This window comes from Glaciimonas sp. CA11.2 (assembly GCF_034314045.1).
GTDB lineage: Bacteria > Pseudomonadota > Gammaproteobacteria > Burkholderiales > Burkholderiaceae_D > Glaciimonas.
In genome coordinates this window covers 5,258,321-5,274,933 of sequence record NZ_JAVIWL010000001.1, presented here as the reverse complement: position 1 = coordinate 5,274,933, position 16,613 = coordinate 5,258,321, and the positions used below count along the sequence as shown (strand labels likewise).

At 49.1% G+C, this 16,613-nt stretch carries 13 protein-coding genes; 11 read left to right on the top strand and 2 right to left on the bottom strand.

The window, feature by feature from the left end; translation table 11 throughout:
* Positions 1–11: 11 nt before the first annotated feature.
* Entirely contained in the window at positions 12–578 is a 567-nt protein-coding gene (locus tag RGU75_RS22820) for a phasin family protein (RefSeq protein ID WP_322239971.1), read from the bottom strand.
* Between the two features lie 327 nt (positions 579–905).
* Between RGU75_RS22820 and RGU75_RS22815 the strand changes: the two genes are divergently transcribed.
* The 7 genes from RGU75_RS22815 to RGU75_RS22785 all read left to right on the top strand — a co-directional run bounded on the left by RGU75_RS22815 (position 906) and on the right by RGU75_RS22785 (position 10,668).
* Positions 906–1,871, top strand: coding sequence for a histone deacetylase (locus RGU75_RS22815; protein ID WP_322239969.1), 966 nt, complete (start codon positions 906–908; stop codon positions 1,869–1,871).
* A 111-nt stretch (positions 1,872–1,982) separates the two neighbouring features.
* Positions 1,983–2,828 carry a DMT family transporter gene (locus RGU75_RS22810; protein ID WP_322240741.1) on the top strand — a complete coding sequence of 282 codons (846 nt, stop codon included), beginning with the start codon at positions 1,983–1,985 and terminating at the stop codon, positions 2,826–2,828.
* 131 nt (positions 2,829–2,959) lie between these two features.
* Complete coding sequence (locus RGU75_RS22805) at positions 2,960–3,718, top strand: class I SAM-dependent methyltransferase (RefSeq protein ID WP_322240739.1); 759 nt, start codon at positions 2,960–2,962, stop codon at positions 3,716–3,718.
* A 190-nt stretch (positions 3,719–3,908) separates the two neighbouring features.
* Complete coding sequence (locus tag RGU75_RS22800; RefSeq protein WP_322239967.1) at positions 3,909–5,129, top strand: serine hydrolase; 1,221 nt, start codon at positions 3,909–3,911, stop codon at positions 5,127–5,129.
* 231 nt (positions 5,130–5,360) lie between these two features.
* Complete coding sequence (locus RGU75_RS22795; RefSeq protein WP_322239966.1) at positions 5,361–6,767, top strand: MFS transporter; 1,407 nt, start codon at positions 5,361–5,363, stop codon at positions 6,765–6,767.
* A gap of 434 nt (positions 6,768–7,201) precedes the next feature.
* On the top strand, positions 7,202–8,500 hold the full coding sequence (locus RGU75_RS22790) for a cation:proton antiporter (RefSeq protein ID WP_416186841.1): 1,299 nt from the start codon (positions 7,202–7,204) through the stop codon (positions 8,498–8,500).
* Positions 8,501–8,904: 404 nt separating this feature from the next.
* Positions 8,905–10,668 carry a cation:proton antiporter gene (locus RGU75_RS22785; protein WP_322239962.1) on the top strand — a complete coding sequence of 588 codons (1,764 nt, stop codon included), beginning with the start codon at positions 8,905–8,907 and terminating at the stop codon, positions 10,666–10,668.
* A 166-nt stretch (positions 10,669–10,834) separates the two neighbouring features.
* On the opposite strand, the gene RGU75_RS22780 is transcribed toward RGU75_RS22785, so the two are convergent.
* A complete protein-coding gene (locus RGU75_RS22780) occupies positions 10,835–11,620 on the bottom strand; it encodes an IclR family transcriptional regulator (RefSeq protein WP_322239960.1) in 786 nt (261 codons plus the stop codon).
* A gap of 502 nt (positions 11,621–12,122) precedes the next feature.
* Here RGU75_RS22780 and RGU75_RS22775 point away from each other — a divergent pair.
* The 4 genes from RGU75_RS22775 (at position 12,123) to RGU75_RS22760 (ending at position 16,554) form a co-directional block, all read left to right on the top strand.
* Positions 12,123–13,946 carry a glycoside hydrolase family 15 protein gene (locus RGU75_RS22775; RefSeq protein ID WP_322239958.1) on the top strand — a complete coding sequence of 608 codons (1,824 nt, stop codon included), beginning with the start codon at positions 12,123–12,125 and terminating at the stop codon, positions 13,944–13,946.
* Positions 13,943–14,731 carry an ROK family protein gene (locus RGU75_RS22770; protein WP_322239956.1) on the top strand — a complete coding sequence of 263 codons (789 nt, stop codon included), beginning with the start codon at positions 13,943–13,945 and terminating at the stop codon, positions 14,729–14,731. The genes RGU75_RS22775 and RGU75_RS22770 overlap by 4 nt, the downstream gene beginning before the upstream one ends.
* Positions 14,732–14,958: 227 nt before the next feature.
* Positions 14,959–15,384 (top strand): diacylglycerol kinase, encoded by a 426-nt coding sequence (locus RGU75_RS22765; RefSeq protein ID WP_322240737.1) that lies wholly within the window; start codon positions 14,959–14,961, stop codon positions 15,382–15,384.
* Between the two features lie 144 nt (positions 15,385–15,528).
* The gene (locus RGU75_RS22760) at positions 15,529–16,554 is read left to right on the top strand and encodes a sulfate ABC transporter substrate-binding protein (RefSeq protein ID WP_322239954.1); all 1,026 of its coding nucleotides are present in this window, start codon (positions 15,529–15,531) and stop codon (positions 16,552–16,554) included.
* Positions 16,555–16,613 lie beyond the last annotated feature (59 nt).

Genomic DNA, 16,613 nt, shown 5'->3' with positions numbered 1-16,613 from the left:
AACTGTGGGACTTATTTCTTGATATTGACGGCAGATGCTTTGGCTGCGGTTTGTGATAGCTGATCGACTGCGGTATTGACATTACTTTCCATCGTGTCCATCGCTTGCTTTGCGCTTTTAGTGAATTGTTCGTATCCGGCGCTGGCATTTCCGATCGCAGTTGTAATGAAAGCAATCGCGCTTTCACTGCCTGCCGGAGCACTTTTCGATGCTTGTTCAAATAACTCCATGACCTTACGCTTGGTTTCGGCAACTTGTGCGTCTGCCGTTTTGCTAAGTTCAGCTTTAGTTGACGCAGCTATAGTCGCTAAATGACGGCTGTACGCAATGACTTTTTCAGTATTGGGTTGTGCATGAGCCAGGCTCAACGACAAAAATTCCTGAGGATCTTTCGCTGAAAATAGTTTTTTTGTCGCAGCACTCGAATCCTCAAAAGATGCTTTTGCAGCAGTCACATTGAGTTCTACCAGTTTTTCCATGCCACCAAATGCTTTAGCTGTGAAATCAGTAAAGAGTGCCAGATTGGCTTCAAAATTGGCTTTAGCTGCGGAGGAAAATTGTTCGGCGGGTGTAGACATAAGAGCTTCTCCAGAGATGCTATACAGTGTGAGTGAGGAACAAATGGATATTGCAAGCGCTATTGACTGATGCGTAGTAACCACCGTGTGTGCCGGAGCAAAATACGCCTTGTGCGATGCAATAATTAAATTTATTCCCATTGCATTTGCCTGTCAAGTAATTGTTGGTGCGACGCAGCAAATGGATGGAAAGTTTGAAATAGGGGAGTCATCACGCAATGTGGTACAAGGCATTTCTCACGTGAAATCTTCTCATGGTTTTGAATCTGAAGAGCATCGCTTAAGCTGATAAACTGAATGCCTTATTGTTACGGCCATGGTTTAAACGTGAAAGCCTTTTACAGCGACCATTTCGTATTGCCTCTGCCGGTTGGACATCGCTTTCCAATGCAGAAATATCGATTGATACATGAAGGTGTACAGGCAACTAGTGCTAGCGGGGGTGGCATTACGTTGCACGAAGCGCCATCCACCACTGATGGCGTTCTTGCGCTGGCGCATCATCCTGATTATATCGAGGCCGTTTCTGCAGGTAGTTTATCCACGGCAGCACAAAAGGAAATAGGTTTCCCCTGGTCAGCAAAAATGGTTGAACGTTCTCGACGCTCGGTCGGTGCGACGATTGCTGCTTGTCGTGCTGCGCTAAGCTCCAGTGATCAGATTGCGGTAAATTTGGCTGGTGGAACGCATCACGCCTATGCCGATCATGGTGGTGGTTTTTGCGTGTTTAACGATTCAGCAATAGCGGCGCGCCTGATGCAGGCTGAGCGCCATGTTCAGCGGGTGGCTATTGTTGATCTGGATGTGCATCAAGGCAACGGTACTGCGTCAATCCTGGCACGTGACGACTCCATATTTACCTTGTCGCTTCACGGCGCGGCTAACTATCCGTTTAGTAAAGAGTGCAGCGATCTGGATGTCGGATTGCCGGACGGTACAGGAGACATTGAATATTTACAAGTATTACAGGATGCGCTTGATCAGATGTTTCGTCTTTTTATGCCGCAATTAATCATTTACCTCGCTGGCGCAGATCCCCATGAGGGCGATCGGTTGGGACGTTTAAAACTCACTTTAAATGGCTTGGCGCGACGCGATCAAATGGTATTTTCCGCAGCCGGTCAGCGCGCAATTCCACTAGCGGTCACAATGGCTGGCGGTTATGGCAAAACCATACAGGACACGGTAGCAGTTCATTTACAAACGGTCGCTCTGGCGGCGCAGCATGCGAGTCGCCAGGTCACTTATCTGGCGATGCCCTCGGACAATGCATCGCCCTTTACTTCAGGATAGATATTTCTTTTTATGCAGCCAGTTAATCCTCCCTCTTTAGCGACTTCTACGGTGGTGCAATCAACAAATCTTAAATCTGGAAGTGGCTTATTACGAGGCTTACTTTTTGTGATGCCGATGGTGTTTGTGCTGCTGTGGAGTACCGGTTTTATTGTCGCCAAATTTGGCTTGCCTTACGCACCGCCACTCACTTTTTTATTAATGCGGTTTGCGGGCGTCCTGATAGTGTTAGTGCCGCTGGTACTCATCCTGAAAGCACCGTGGCCAGTCGGGACAATTAGGCATATCGCTGTGGCAGGAATATTGCTACAGGCCGGTTATCTTGCTGGCGTCTGGTGCGCGATCAAATTAGGCATGCCAGCGGGATTATCGGCACTTATTGTTGGCATGCAACCAATACTGACTGCCGTTGCCGCAAGATGGATTGGAGAGTCGGTCAGTCCACGCCAATGGATCGGTCTGTTACTTGGACTTGGCGGTGTCGGTTTAGTCGTGGCGGCCAAAATCAGTCTGGTGGGATTGTCTTTGTCCAGCATTGCCTTCGCTGTCATGGCGCTTATATCTATAACGATGGGAACGCTTTACCAAAAACATCACTGCCCGCATTTTGATTTGCGCACCGGCACCATCATTCAGTTTAGCGCTTCATTCATTGTGATCTTGCCGTTTGCTATTTTTTATGAACATCTTTCGCCAGGATTGTCCTCGGTGCAATGGACTCCCAGTTTTATCGGGGCGCTGTTGTGGTCAATATTTGCGCTATCAATTGGGGCGATCTTTTTACTCTTTACGTTAATTCGTAATAGCGCTGCCACTAGCGTGACCAGTCTGCTATATCTGACCCCGCCGACGACCGCCGTAATGGCGTGGTTGATGTTTGGTGAGGCGTTTAATTTGTTAGGAATTATTGGTATGTTGGTGGCCATTGCTGGGGTCGTCTTTGTAGTGAAAAAATAATCTCGGGACCGCGGCTATTTTGGAAAAGAATTTGTAGCCGTTAAGCGTATATCGCGTACATCGATGTTATTACCTTCTTTTCAAGAGAGATAAGAATGAAAAGTGTTGACACCAACAGCCCTGACGCAACTCTGCGTAAACACGATCAATTGGTTACCGAACAGTTTGGCAGCACGGCCACGGCCTATTTAACGAGCACCGTTCATTCGCAAGGTGTCGATTTGCAGGATATTGCTGCTTACGCGCAAGCATTCCATCAACCAGTTGCGCTTGACATTGGCTGCGGTGGCGGCCACGCCAGCTTTGCGCTGGCACCCCACGTTGCAAAAGTGATCGCTTACGACTTGGCGGAAGAAATGTTGCGCGTGGTTGCTGGCGCTGCCCGCGAGCGCGGTTTGGAGAATCTTGAGGTGCAACAGGGCAGTGCCGATCTTCTGCCTTTCGCTGATGCGACATTTGACTTAGTGTGTACTCGCTACAGCGCTCATCATTGGACAAATCTGCCGCAAGCACTAGCCGAGATGGCGCGTGTTTTAAAGCAGGGCGGAAAGTGCATTGTTGTTGATACCGCTTCGCCGGATAACGTGTTGGCTGACACTTACCTGCAATCTATCGAGTTGCTGCGCGACGCTTCGCATGTGCGCAATCGCAGTTTGCCAGCCTGGCGAGAATTGTTAAGCCAGGCAGGCTTCAAAGTCATGTCCGATAAAGGTTGGAAGTTGCCTTTGCAATTCGATAGTTGGGTTGCCAGAATGCGAACGCCAAGTGAGCGCGTAGTTGCTATTAAGTCATTGTGGGACAGCGCGCCGTCAGAAGTGTGCAGCTACTTTCAGCGGGAAGCTGATTATTCATTTTCGATAGATTCCGTGATGATTGTAGTTGAAAAATAGACAAGTTTACATAAAATACAACTAATAGGTGGTTATGTTGACAACTATTCAAGAGGATTTTGAGTGCTGTCGATATGCGCAATGAGAAAAGTGTTTAAATACGACTGCTAACTCCTTAATTCTCTTGCGATTTTTGCTTGATATGCCTACACTTTGACAGATTATTTGCTTGTTGAATCAGGAGCCGTCCATGGCCAAATCCGCGCTTGTCATTTTATTATCATTATTCTTTGCAGTTGCAACAGCATCTGCGGCGCCGGATAACGATTCGACCACATCCAAAGCAGGAAAGGCCTCCTCTGCTAAAAGCTTGAAGAGCAAAAACGCCAAGGCTGCATCGAAAAAAACAATTGCGACCAAATCTCATCGGTCTAAAAATACCAAAGGTGATGTCGCCAGCGCCCCAAATAAACGTGAGCGTATCGCTAACCGTGCATCCGGCAAAAAATCAGGCCAGCATAATCTCGCCTCACTTGAGCAGCGCGAAGGTTTGGTCCGAAAAGTGGTGTATGTCAAAGGCCATCGGAAGGTTGTCTTTCAACGGACCGCTTACACTCCGCCAGCCGTCATCATCCCGCCGATATTAACAGCCGGTGAAATCGCAGGTTTAAATTTAACGCACGATCCGCTTGAGTTGAAGTCGAACGTTGCATTGGTGATTGATCAAACCACCGGTCAGGTTCTGTTTGACAAAAATTCGCAAGTGTCCTTGCCGATTGCCTCGTTGACCAAGCTCATGATGAGTATGATCGTGGTCGAAGCGCGGCAGGATATGAATGAGATCATCACCGTCACGGATGATGATATCGATCGCGAAAAGCATAGCAGTTCACGTTTGCGTATTGGCTCCCAACTGAGTCGCACGGATATGCTGCATATCGCGTTGATGAGTTCTGAAAATCGTGCTGCGTCGGCATTGGGACGTAACTATCCCGGTGGATTGCCAGCATTTGTCGTCGCAATGAATGCCAAGGCTAAACAACTGGGCATGACTGGCGCTCATTACGTTGATTCCACTGGCTTATCGCATCTTAACGTGGCAAGCGCGCGTGATTTGGCCAAGTTGGTGATTGCGGCTTACCAGCATCCCATTATTCGTCAATATTCTACCGATTCCAAATACCTCGTAGAGCCGGGTGGTCGTCCATTGCAATACAATACGTCGAACCATCTGGTTGAAAATCCAGGATGGCAAATTGGCCTTCAGAAAACCGGCTACATTAACGAAGCTGGTCGTTGCATGGTCATGCAAACAAATATCGAAGGTCGCTCTATGGTGATGGTATTTCTCGATGGACGTGGAAAATATTCGCGTCAGGGGGATGCCGATCGGATCAAAAAATGGTTAGCAGAAAATAATTCCCCGCTACCTACATTGACAGGCTCCAAGATTGCATCAGGTCAAAGCTAAGTAATAGAATTTTGGAGAAAGCGCTCTTTGCACAGAGCGCTTTTTTATGTGTGGTTCTCATACGCGCTTGTTCTTGTTCGTATTCTTATTGGCGCGACTGTCTATAAAATATAGTTGTGATTGTTTGTGAGTTTTAATATGCGCCCTTACATTACATCTTGTGATATTTGGCGACATTAACAGAATGCTTTATTTTTTTTAATCAGCTTTATTAAATAGCCTCTTTCTACCTTGATTGCAGTGCGCCGTACCTTTCTTATTCCACTTATCGTAGCCTGTGCGTTGTTCATGGAAAACATGGACGCGACTGTGATTACGACGTCATTACCGGTACTCGCCCATGATCTCGGGCAGCAACCCATTACACTCAAACTGGCACTCACTGCCTATGTGGTTGGACTCGGTGTCTTTATTCCCATTTGTGGTTGGGTGGCAGATCGTTTCGGGGCGCGGACCGTATTTCGTGCCGCCATTGGCGTCTTTATGGCCGGATCGTTGTTGTGCGCCGCATCGAGTTCCTTATTAGCATTTGTCGCTGCACGCTTCTTGCAGGGAATAGGAGGTGCGATGATGGTACCAGTTGGGCGGATTGTGATTTTCCGGTCCGTGCCACGTTCGGATCTGGTGACGGCCATCAGTTACCTGACCATACCGTCATTGCTTGGACCGGTAATCGGTCCACCGTTGGGCGGCTTTATTACAACGTATTTTCACTGGCGCTGGATTTTCATTATTAACGTGCCGATTAGCCTTCTCGGCATTTATCTGGCGGGTCGTTTCATCGAAAATTTTCGGGCTGATGAACAACAACCGTTGGACGTAAAAGGTTTTATTTTGTCTGCTATCGGCAGTACGCTGTTGATGCTGGGGTTGTCGCTGATTGATGGCGAGTTGGTCTCGGCAAAACTTGCGGGCGGCATGTGCGTGATTGGCATAATCTTTTTATTGCTGTACTTACGTCATGCGCGTACTGCACCATTCCCGCTGCTGGATTTGAGTTTGCTCAGAATTCCTACCTTCCGTGTCAGTGTGCTGGCCGGTTCATTGTTCCGGATTGGTCTTGGAGCGGTGCCATTTTTGTTACCGCTATCATTACAAATCGGTTTGGGAATGACAGCTTTTCATGCCGGCACGATCACGTGCGCATCGGCTTTTGGTGCCATTTTCATGAAAGCGATAGGCGGCTCGGTGTTGCGTCGTTTTGGGTTCCGTTCGGTACTGATCTGGAATGCATTCCTTGCCGCATTAGCACTGGCGTCCTACGGCCTATTCACGCCAACAACCCCCTATTTGGTAATGGTTGCCGTGGTGTTGTTGGGCGGTTTTTTTCCGTCAATGCAATTTACCTGTTTCAACTCGATGGCATACGCCGATCTCGACAGCGCTGACGTCAGTCGCGCTACAAGCTTGTCGAGTGTGGTACAGCAAATTTCTCTGGGTCTTGGCGTCACTATTGGTGGGCTAGCGATCATTTTTTCAAGCCGTCTGCAAGGACATGCGACAGTTGTCGCTGCCGATTTTTGGCCTGCATTTATCGTCATTGCCTTATTCTCGCTGGCATCGATACCCATCGCTCGTCGCTTGCCGCTGGATGCCGGAAGCGCGTTGACTGGTCATGTCAGGCCTAAAACACAGTAGCTATTGTCACTCATGAAGCTTGCGGTTGTGATTCCCGATGCGCTGAACTTCGTCTGACAAATCGACTCTACGTTATAGAGCCAGTTTTTATCTGATAGCCTGATATTTGCTAAACGCGGCCCGTACACGCTGAAGATCAACGCTGACAATAAATTGTACTCGTCATCTTCACGGTCCCAAGACCATGAAGATGTTTCGCGTCGTCGTTCGACTAAATGCGTCAAAGTTGGTGGCGCTGATGCTGCAGATACTCAATGGGTTCTAGTCTATCGCTTCGCAAACATGGTTTGATACGTTCTATAAACCCTTGTTGAGTCGTTTTCCTTATCTGATATATTGATAAAATTATCAGGAGGTCACGCTAATTACGAGGAGTTATTGCTATCGATTACTCTCTTATCTGGTACCTGATCGTCGGCACCTTGTTACTGTCAATGGGATTATTGGCATCGCTTTTAGAGCGTTTGCCAGTCAGTCCTGCGATGTTTTATTTGCCGGTTGGTTATATTTTAGGGCCCGCCGTCAGCGGTTTGATTAACTTCGTCCCGACTGAACACGCTTTGTTGCTGACAACGGTGGCCAAAATCGCCTTGCTTCTATCGTTATTTACTGTCGGCCTTAAGTTACGCATGCCTTTTCGTGACAGCATTTGGCGCTTACCGATGCGTTTAGGCGTACTGGCAATGTTGGTCACTATTCCGCTCGTGGCGGTGGTGGGACTTTTTTTATGTGATTTGCCATTGGGTGCGGCGATTTTGCTGGGCGCAATTTTGGCGCCGACTGATCCTGTATTGGCTTCGGACGTCCAGATCAAAGATATCGGTGATCGAGATCGAATTCGATTCAGTCTCACCGGCGAAGGTGGTCTCAATGACGGTACCGCTTTTCCCTTTGTGATGCTTGGGCTGGCCTTGCTTGGCGTACCGTCTGCCGCCTCTTTTGCGAATGCCTATACGGTCCCGCATGTGCTGTGGAGTATTGTTGTCGGGCTTGGTGGTGGTTGGATTTTGGGATGGTTGGTGGGGCGATTGGTGATTGGGCTACGTCGACGCTTTCGTTTGGCTTTGGGTATGGAAGAATTTCTCGGGATTGGGTTAATCGCGCTGGCTTATGGTGCTACCGAACTGATTCACGGCATTGGTTTTTTGGCCGTCTTTGCAGCCGGCTTGGCGATGCGCCGCATTGAGTCTACCAATAGCGGTCAACGTAGTGCTGATCGCGAGCAAGGTGAGGCGCTGGATGAGGCACTTGGTAAAGGCGACGAAGAACTTGCCACGCATCCAGTAAAAGCGTCTGCGTACATGACTGAAACGGTATTAGGCTTTAATCAGCAACTCGAAAATTTTGCAGAATTTTTGATGGTAATACTCACCGGCATTCTGTTATCGCACATCGGCTTTTCAGCAGTCGGCGTCGTGTTGGCGTTACTCCTCTTTTTTGTCATTCGACCGCTATCGGTCGCCATCGCTTTAACAGGTGCCAAGGTCACAACCTTGCAGCGACGTCTGATGGCATGGTTTGGTATAAAGGGAATCGGTTCTATTTACTATCTTGCATTTGCACTGCAATATAAATGGATTGCCCCAGCCGGTTATCAGGCGGCAGCATTAGTCCCGCACGTCAGTTCTATCGTGTTGACGGTAGTAGCAATGTCTATCGTCATGCATGGCATTTCCGCAACACCATTGATGGAAATGTATCAACGCCGACGTCGGCGTCAAAATCAAGGTTGAGGTAGAACTCTACTGAGTTATTCGGAGTGAAGCCGATTTTATCATCCGCTTTTCACATTACCAAGATGCCGCTTAACGCTTGCTGGATCATTGGAATGATCGCGTCTCGGGGCGCCGAAATCATCGTTTAGCCAGCATTTAAATGCATTTTCGATTGAATCCACAGTGGTCGATACGTTATTATGCGGAATCTACAGTTGGTTTTAGGAAAGTACCCCTAATCTCTACTGAAAGGCCTCTCTTTCTTCGTTGGTAGCGATGCATGAAGCAGTTCGGCAGCATGGTCAAGTTGGTTGATAGTTGGATCATCCCAAGCTTGATTACATCCGAATGGATGCCGAATGGTCGCGCCATTACCTCAGCGCAACTCATCCCATAGCAATTTTTTTTAGGAGACTATCAACATGCCGGCAGTAGAGTTGTTCATCCAGGATTTGGCAGTGATCATGTTGATCGCAGGAGTGGTCACGGTGGTATTCAACCGCTTCAAGCAGCCGGTCGTTCTCGGCTATATCGTGGCCGGGATTATCATCGGGCCTTACACTCCGCCTTTCCAGTTAATTCAGGATGAGCACACGATTCATATCCTGTCAGAGCTTGGCGTGATTTTCTTGCTGTTTTCTTTAGGGCTTGAGTTCAGTCTCAAAAAGCTTGGCAAAGTCGGTGCAACCGCCTTTTTAGTGGCACTGGCAGAAATTAGTCTGATGCTCTGGGTCGGTTACGAGATCGGTATGTATTTCGGCTGGAAGACAATGGATGCAGTTTTTCTCGGTGCGATGTTGGCGGTCTCATCAACCACGATCATCGTCAAGGCATTGACCGAGCTGAAGATGAAAGAGGAGAAATTTGCGCAGTTGATCTTCGGTATTCTGATCATCGAAGATATCCTCGCGATCGGCATGATTGCCTTGTTGTCGGGAATTGCGGCAACAGGTTCCGTGAATGCAATCGATGTCGCAGGAACGGTTGGGCGTCTTTTATTATTCATGATTGTAGCGTTGGTATTAGGCATTTTGATCGTGCCACGCCTGTTGGCTTATGTCGCGCAATTCCGAAACAAAGAAGTTTTTTTAGTCACTGTCCTCGGTCTTTGCTTTGGTTTTTGTCTGCTCGTGATGAAGCTTAATTATAGCGTCGCCTTGGGTGCCTTTATTATTGGCGCAGTCATGGCCGAATCCCGGCATTTGCCACAGATTGAGCGCCTGATTGAACCGATACGGGATATGTTTAGCGCGATCTTTTTTGTTGCCATCGGATTGTTGGTCAATCCAACGGTTCTGGTGAAATATTGGTTGCCTATCCTGGTGATTACGATTGCCGTAGTATTGGGTAAACTGGTTAGTTGTGGCATCGCTACTTTTTTGTCCGGTCACAACGGCAGGACTTCCATGCGGGTCGGCATGGGTCTGGCCCAGATTGGTGAGTTCTCGTTCATTATTGCGGCGTTAGGCGTCAGTCTGAAAGTGACCAGTGATTTTCTGTATCCAACGGTCGTCGCCGTATCGGTCATGACGACGTTGCTTACGCCGTATCTGATTAAGTTGGCGGACCCACTGTCAGCACGCTTGGCGAAGTCGATACCGGTCAAATTGTCAGCAGTCTTCGGTATGTATTCGACCTGGCTCGAGAGCCTGCAACCGCAAGGCGACCGCGCCGAACTGTCAAAAATCATTCGACGCATTCTGTTACAGGTGACCGTCAATTTAGCAATGGTAGCGGCAATTTTCATTATCAGCGGCTACTTTTCCGACACGTTGGGTAGCGCTATGTCTGCCTGGATTGCGGACTTGCAAATTCAAAAAGCAGTCGTTTGGGGCGGCGCACTGCTCATCTCGTTACCATTTTTGATTGCGACGTATCGTAAATTACAGGCGCTCAGTATGTTGTTAGCCGAAATGGCAGTACGACCAGAGCACGCCGGTTTGCATACATACGCGGTCCGGCGTGTGATCGCCGAGGTGATTCCAGCATTATCGATCATCGGCATTATGTTATTGATCGTGATCTTGAGCAGTAGAATTTTGCCGACAACCAATTTACTTATTTTAGTATTGATTGCTGCAGCTGGATTGGCGTTTCTATTGTGGCAGCGGTTTGTGAAACTTCACTCGAAATTGCAGATTGCATTGTTTGAGACATTGGATGAGCAACCAGACGAAAAGCACTAGGCTCGGAGCTGCGAAAAATCGCCCCAGCTGCGTTGTGCTTTCCTTGCCGCCAACGTGGCTCGACGTACGCGGCTCCGCACATTCGTACTGTCTTCGTCGGCACGCTTTGCTGGGACGGTTTTTTGCAACTCCGGTGGATACGTATTTGAATCTTGCGAAGCGCAGTTTACGGGACCGTTGCGGCGTAGCCTAATACTGCTGAAATCTGTTGCGCGGTGGTCATCAAATCTTCTACCCATTCTTCTTGCAGACGATCGGCTGGGGCTGAGATCGACAGGCCGGCTATTAGTTTGCCTGAATCATCACGGATACCGGCGGCCATGCAGCGCACACCGAGTTCGAGCTCTTCGTTATCACGTGCATAGCCGAGCGAGCGTACTAATCCTAGTTCGCGTTCGAGTTTGCTCAGATCGGTTATCGAGTTTTTATTATGACCTGCTAAACCTGTCCGTGTCGCATAGGCACGCACCAGTTTCGGATCATCTATCGACAAAAAAAGCTTACCGGTTGAGGTCAGATGCAATGGTGCGCGGCCTCCGATTGCACGAACTACTTGCATTCCTGAACGCTCGGAAAATGCTCGGTCGATATACACAATTTCGTCACTTTGACGTACCGAAAGATTGACGGTTTGATTGGTTTTGCGATGAAGAGTACGCATAAAATCAAGCGCTGCTTCGCGCACGTTTAGACGGCTTTTGACCACGTTTCCAAGTTCCAGCAATCGCATGCCGAGTCGATAGGTTCCCGGTTCGGAGCGATCAACAAAACGCTTCAGGACCAAGTCATTCAGAATGCGATGTGCGGTCGAAGGATGCAGGTTGGTTGCCGCCGAGAGTTCTTTCAGGCTAACCGGATCGGGATAAAGCGCGAGCGTATCCAGCAATGACATCATGCGTTCAATGACCTGAATCGAGGTCTTGCCAAGGTCGTCTGCGGAAGCTGGTTTCATCGGGATTTCTGGTTTCGGGTGAGTAGTTAAAATATTGCACTGCAATGATACGTTATATCACAATGTGAAAAACTGAGAAATGCTATTCTCATATTCACAACAGTTACCCGTAATGTTGCCATAGTAAAAAATGGCTAATCAGGCTTTTTAAGGGCTTGCTGCCTTGTACTGCCTATCTTTAAACAATCGAACGATTGATTTTACTTTTGGATTATTGAATCTTCCGGAGTTTTTTTTAGATTACCTATTTTCCCCTGGCCACTTGATTGCCCTCCGATATGTTGGATGGTTCAGCACCTATTAAACGACACTGTTCACTACTTGTCAGATCGTCACTGTCGAGTTTGTCCTACCCGAGTAATGATGCCGTTTTTGAAACCGGCGTATCATGAAATGAGCTTGCCTCCGACCATCACCACCTAGCCGGGCTGTCATAGAAGCAGGCCCACGCAACAGAATGATGCCCGCAGCGAAGGCTGCTAAACCAACATGAAGGTTGCTGATGCCACTTCCTATTGAAGAATATGCAATGATTGGTGACTGCCATACCGCTGCCTTGGTCGGTCGTGACGGTTCCATTGATTGGCTTTGTTTGCCGCGCTTCGATTCGGGCGCTTGCTTTGCAGCGTTGCTGGGCGCGCCGGAACACGGTCGCTGGCTGATTGCACCAAAAGCCGAGATTCGGTCCACCCAACGACAGTATCGCGACGGTACCCTGATTTTAGAAACCGAGTTCGAGACCGTTGAAGGCATTGTTCGCATTGTCGATTGCATGCCGGTGTCGGATGAACGCTGGGATGTGTTGCGTATCGTTCAAGGCTTGAGTGGACGGGTGGCGATGTCCATGGAGCTCATCATTCGGTTCGACTACGGGTCTATCGTGCCTTGGGTGCAACAAGTCGATGATCTATTGTTAGCAACAGCTGGACCACACACGTTGGAACTGCGAACGAAAATCCCGGTCCATGGCGAAAATATGAAAACAGTCGCTGAGTTTTACGTGAGCGAGGGCGAGTGTGTGCCGTTCTCGCTCAACTATCGACCTTCCTACGAAGCGACGCAAAAGGTGGTTGATCCGGAACTTGCGCTAAAGGCAACCGAAAACGGATGGCGAGAGTGGTCCGGACGCTGCACTTACGAGGGGCGCTGGCATGATGAGGTGGTGCGGTCCTTGATTACGCTGAAGGCGCTTATTTACCAGCCTACTGGTGGAATCATTGCAGCGCCTACGACTTCGTTACCCGAACAACTGGGCGGCGTGCGCAACTGGGATTATCGCTATTGCTGGTTGCGTGACGCGACCTTCACGTTAAACGCGCTTTTATTGGCCGGTTACCATGAAGAGGCGATTGCGTGGCGTGAATGGTTGCTGCGTGCCGCTGCCGGCAGCCCTGAAGACTTGCAGATACTGTATAGCGTGACCGGTGAGCGGCGGCTGGATGAAGCGGAGTTGGATTGGTTGCCCGGATATGGCAATGCTGCACCAGTACGCATCGGCAATGCGGCATCCAGGCAATTTCAGCTTGATGTCTATGGCGAGGTGATGGACACGCTGCATCTGGCAAGATCGGTAGGGATGGAGTCGGATCTTGCAGCATGGGGAATACAAGTCAGTTTGCTTCACTATCTGGAATCGAACTGGTATTTGCCGGACGAGGGTATTTGGGAGATTCGTGGACCGCGCCTGCATTTCACGCACTCTAAGGTGATGGCTTGGGTAGCCTTTGATCGCGCAATTAAGGACGTTGAAGTGTTTGGTCTGGAAGGCCCGGTTGCGCGTTGGCGCGAGGTGCGCGACGCAATCCATGCACAGGTTTGCGCCGAGGGATACGACGCGCAAAATAATACATTTGTTCAGTCTTATGGCGCGTCAAATCTTGATGCAAGTTTACTGCTGATGGTGCAGGTTGGATTTTTGCCTTGCGACGATCCGCGCGTGCGTGGAACAGTGGAAGCGATTGAGCGCAACCTTTTAGTGGACGGGTTAGTGCTGCGCTATTCAACAGGTAGTAATGTAGATGCACTGCCACCGGGCGAAGGTGTGTTTCTACCTTGCTCATTTTGGCTAGCTGACTGTCTTGTTTTGCTGGGCCGCCGTGAAGAGGGCGAGGCATTGTTTGAGCGCTTGCTGGCCTTGCGCAACGATGTTGGATTGCTATCCGAGGAATACGACGTGCACGGTCAACATATGCTGGGTAATTTCCCGCAGGCGCTGACCCACATGGCGTTGATTAATACCGCCAGATTGCTCTCGATACCAGTTCAACAAGCTACCCGCGTCGGCGAGAAAGCGGAGCGTCCCGGGGCCGTTACGCGGACATCATGAGTACCAAAAAACTGTTAAAGGACAAACCGATGAAAATACTTGTCATTGACGTTGGCGGCTCTCACGTTAAATGTGTTTCTACTGATCATAAAACGCCCGTTCGATTTGAGTCTGGCCCTAAGATGACGCCCGAACAAATGGTGGAAAATGTCCTGAAGATCACAAAGGGCTGGAAATTCGATGCGGTCTCGATGGGTTATCCCGGCGTGGTCCGACGTGGTCGCGTGGTGCGAGAGCCAGAGAATCTTGGTCCGTGCTGGGTTGGCTTCGATTTTCAAGCCGCGTTCGGGTTGCCGGTGAAGGTCATCAATGATGCTGCAATGCAAGCATTGGGCGGCTATGAAGGCGGGAAAATGCTATTTCTTGGCCTGGGAACGGGTCTGGGTTCAGCATTCATCGTCGATGGCGTCATAGCGGCAATGGAACTGGGACATTTGCCCTACACGGATGGACAAACGTACGAGGATTATCTAGGTGAATTGGGACGTGAAAAGATGGGAAACAAGAAATGGCGTCGCATGGTCGAGGATGTCGTGAAGGGTTTTCGCAAAGCATTGTTGCCCGATTACGTGGTGTTGGGTGGCGGCAATATCGCGCACCTGAAGCGACTGCCGCCGCACACACGCCGCGGAGACAACGCATTTGCCTTTCTTGGCGGATTTCGACTGTGGGAGAGAAAAGATCAGAACGCGCCTGGGAAAGTACAGATTGACTGGACCGTCGCCGATGAAGGTGACTGGCACGAACCGGTGACCAATCCTTCGCCGGTTGAAACGGCGAATTGAGGTTATTCGATCTGGGCGCATCGTTTTGCCAAGGTGCTGATCTTTCGATCTCAAAGCCGATGTTTTCGTGGGCTTGAGGGTAAGCTTGTCATATGAGGCTGTTAAAATTCGTCAGCAGCACCAAAACGCCTATTAATGTCATCGGCAACCTTTTCCGAAAAATCAGATTTGAAGCGAAGTTCAGCATGCGTAAAAAATCCCAGATCCGACCACCCACTTCGCGAGAAATGCCTAAATCCAAACCGCTCGGTCAAAGAACATCAGCGACTGCAGAACAACCTATCAGCGAATTTAAGAGCACCAAGGGTCTCAAGCGAATATTTTCCGCGCTCTTTTATTCTTTTGATGGATTGAAATCCGCCTGGAAAAACGAGAACGCATTCCGGCAAGAACTGATGGTGGTCATTCCAGGCATTATCATCGCCTTTTTTTTGCCGGTCTCAGCCATTCAAAAATTGCTGCTGATTGCCGTTCTGGTCTGGATCATTATCATTGAGCTGATCAACTCAGCTATCGAAGCGGTTGTAGATCGGGTCTCATTAGAGCGAAATCCCTTATCAAAAAATGCAAAAGATTTTGGTAGTGCGGCGGTTTTGCTGACTTGCATTGTCGCCGTCGCGACGTGGGTCGTGATCCTTTATCCTTTATTGTAGTAGTAACGGCCCTCCCTTATTCATTAGGGTTGTTCATGCATATCTGTTTTTCGCATAACGAGAGAAGAAAGAATTCGTTCTTTTTTCTTTCCACTCTGATTAATCTGTCTTCTCCAAAACAAAAAAAGCTCAGGGAAGCAGATCATGTTGAAACAAATCGTCCGGTCAGTCATTACTATCGCATTGGTCGCGCAAGTGGGCATCGTCGCCCCCATCGCCCATGCCGCAGATTTTTCGATCTTGAATGTCTCCTACGATCCGACCCGCGAGCTTTATCAGGAATATAACAAAGCGTTTGCCAAATACTGGAAAGAAAAAACCGGCGATAACGTCACGATCAAAGCGTCCCACGGTGGCTCTGGCAAGCAAGGACGTTCCGTCATTGACGGTCTGGATGCAGACGTCGTGACGCTGGCGCTGGCCTATGATATTGACGAAATTTCAGCTAAAGCCAAACTGCTTCCGCCCGACTGGCAAAAGCGTCTCGCACACAACAGCACACCTTATACCTCGACTATCGTCCTGCTTGTACGCAAGGGAAATCCGAAAGGCATCAAGGATTGGGATGATATCGCCAAGCCCGGCGTATCAGTAATCGTCGCCAATCCAAAGACATCCGGGGGTGCACGTTGGGCTTATCTGGCAGCTTACGGCTACGCACTCAAAAAGAACAATAATGACGATGCCAAAGCACGTGATTTCATTAGCCGCGTGTATAAAAACGTTCCCGTGCTGGATTCTGGCGCACGCGGATCAACCGTCACCTTCGCTGAACGTGGCGTAGGCGATGTCTTGTTATCGTGGGAAAACGAGGCTTATCTTGTGCAAGCGGAGTTTGGCAAAGACAAGTTTGACGTGGTGTTTCCGTCCAGCAGTATTTTGGCAGAACCTCCGGTTGCCGTCGTGGATAAAGTGGTAGACAAGCGCGGTACTCGCAAGATTGCGGAGGCTTATTTGCAATATTTATATTCGCCTGAAGGTCAGGAAATCGCCGCGCACAATTTTTATCGTCCTACTGATCCAAAGGTCGCGGCCAAGTACGCATCAAGATTTCCGAAGTTGAATTTATTCACTATCGATACGGTTTTTGGTGGATGGCAAAAAGCGCAGAAAACTCACTTTAGCGATGGTGGCGTATTCGATCAAATTTATCAACCAAGTGCTAAGTAAGGTCTATTTTTCTTATCGCCGATAGCGTTACGGACCGCAGCGGCATACGATATTTTTTG

What these genes read in the sequence shown, in the direction of transcription:
- RGU75_RS22820 (WP_322239971.1), bottom strand. Translation starts at nt 578, where the DNA reads ATGTCTACACCCGCCGAACAATTTTCCTCCGCAGCTAAAGCCAATTTT.
- RGU75_RS22810 (WP_322240741.1), top strand. Translation starts at nt 1,983, where the DNA reads ATGCCGATGGTGTTTGTGCTGCTGTGGAGTACCGGTTTTATTGTCGCC.
- RGU75_RS22800 (WP_322239967.1), top strand. Translation starts at nt 3,909, where the DNA reads ATGGCCAAATCCGCGCTTGTCATTTTATTATCATTATTCTTTGCAGTT.
- RGU75_RS22790 (WP_416186841.1), top strand. Translation starts at nt 7,202, where the DNA reads ATGGGATTATTGGCATCGCTTTTAGAGCGTTTGCCAGTCAGTCCTGCG.
- RGU75_RS22785 (WP_322239962.1), top strand. Translation starts at nt 8,905, where the DNA reads ATGCCGGCAGTAGAGTTGTTCATCCAGGATTTGGCAGTGATCATGTTG.
- RGU75_RS22780 (WP_322239960.1), bottom strand. Translation starts at nt 11,620, where the DNA reads ATGAAACCAGCTTCCGCAGACGACCTTGGCAAGACCTCGATTCAGGTC.
- RGU75_RS22775 (WP_322239958.1), top strand. Translation starts at nt 12,123, where the DNA reads ATGCCACTTCCTATTGAAGAATATGCAATGATTGGTGACTGCCATACC.
- RGU75_RS22770 (WP_322239956.1), top strand. Translation starts at nt 13,943, where the DNA reads ATGAGTACCAAAAAACTGTTAAAGGACAAACCGATGAAAATACTTGTC.
- RGU75_RS22765 (WP_322240737.1), top strand. Translation starts at nt 14,959, where the DNA reads ATGCCTAAATCCAAACCGCTCGGTCAAAGAACATCAGCGACTGCAGAA.
- RGU75_RS22760 (WP_322239954.1), top strand. Translation starts at nt 15,529, where the DNA reads ATGTTGAAACAAATCGTCCGGTCAGTCATTACTATCGCATTGGTCGCG.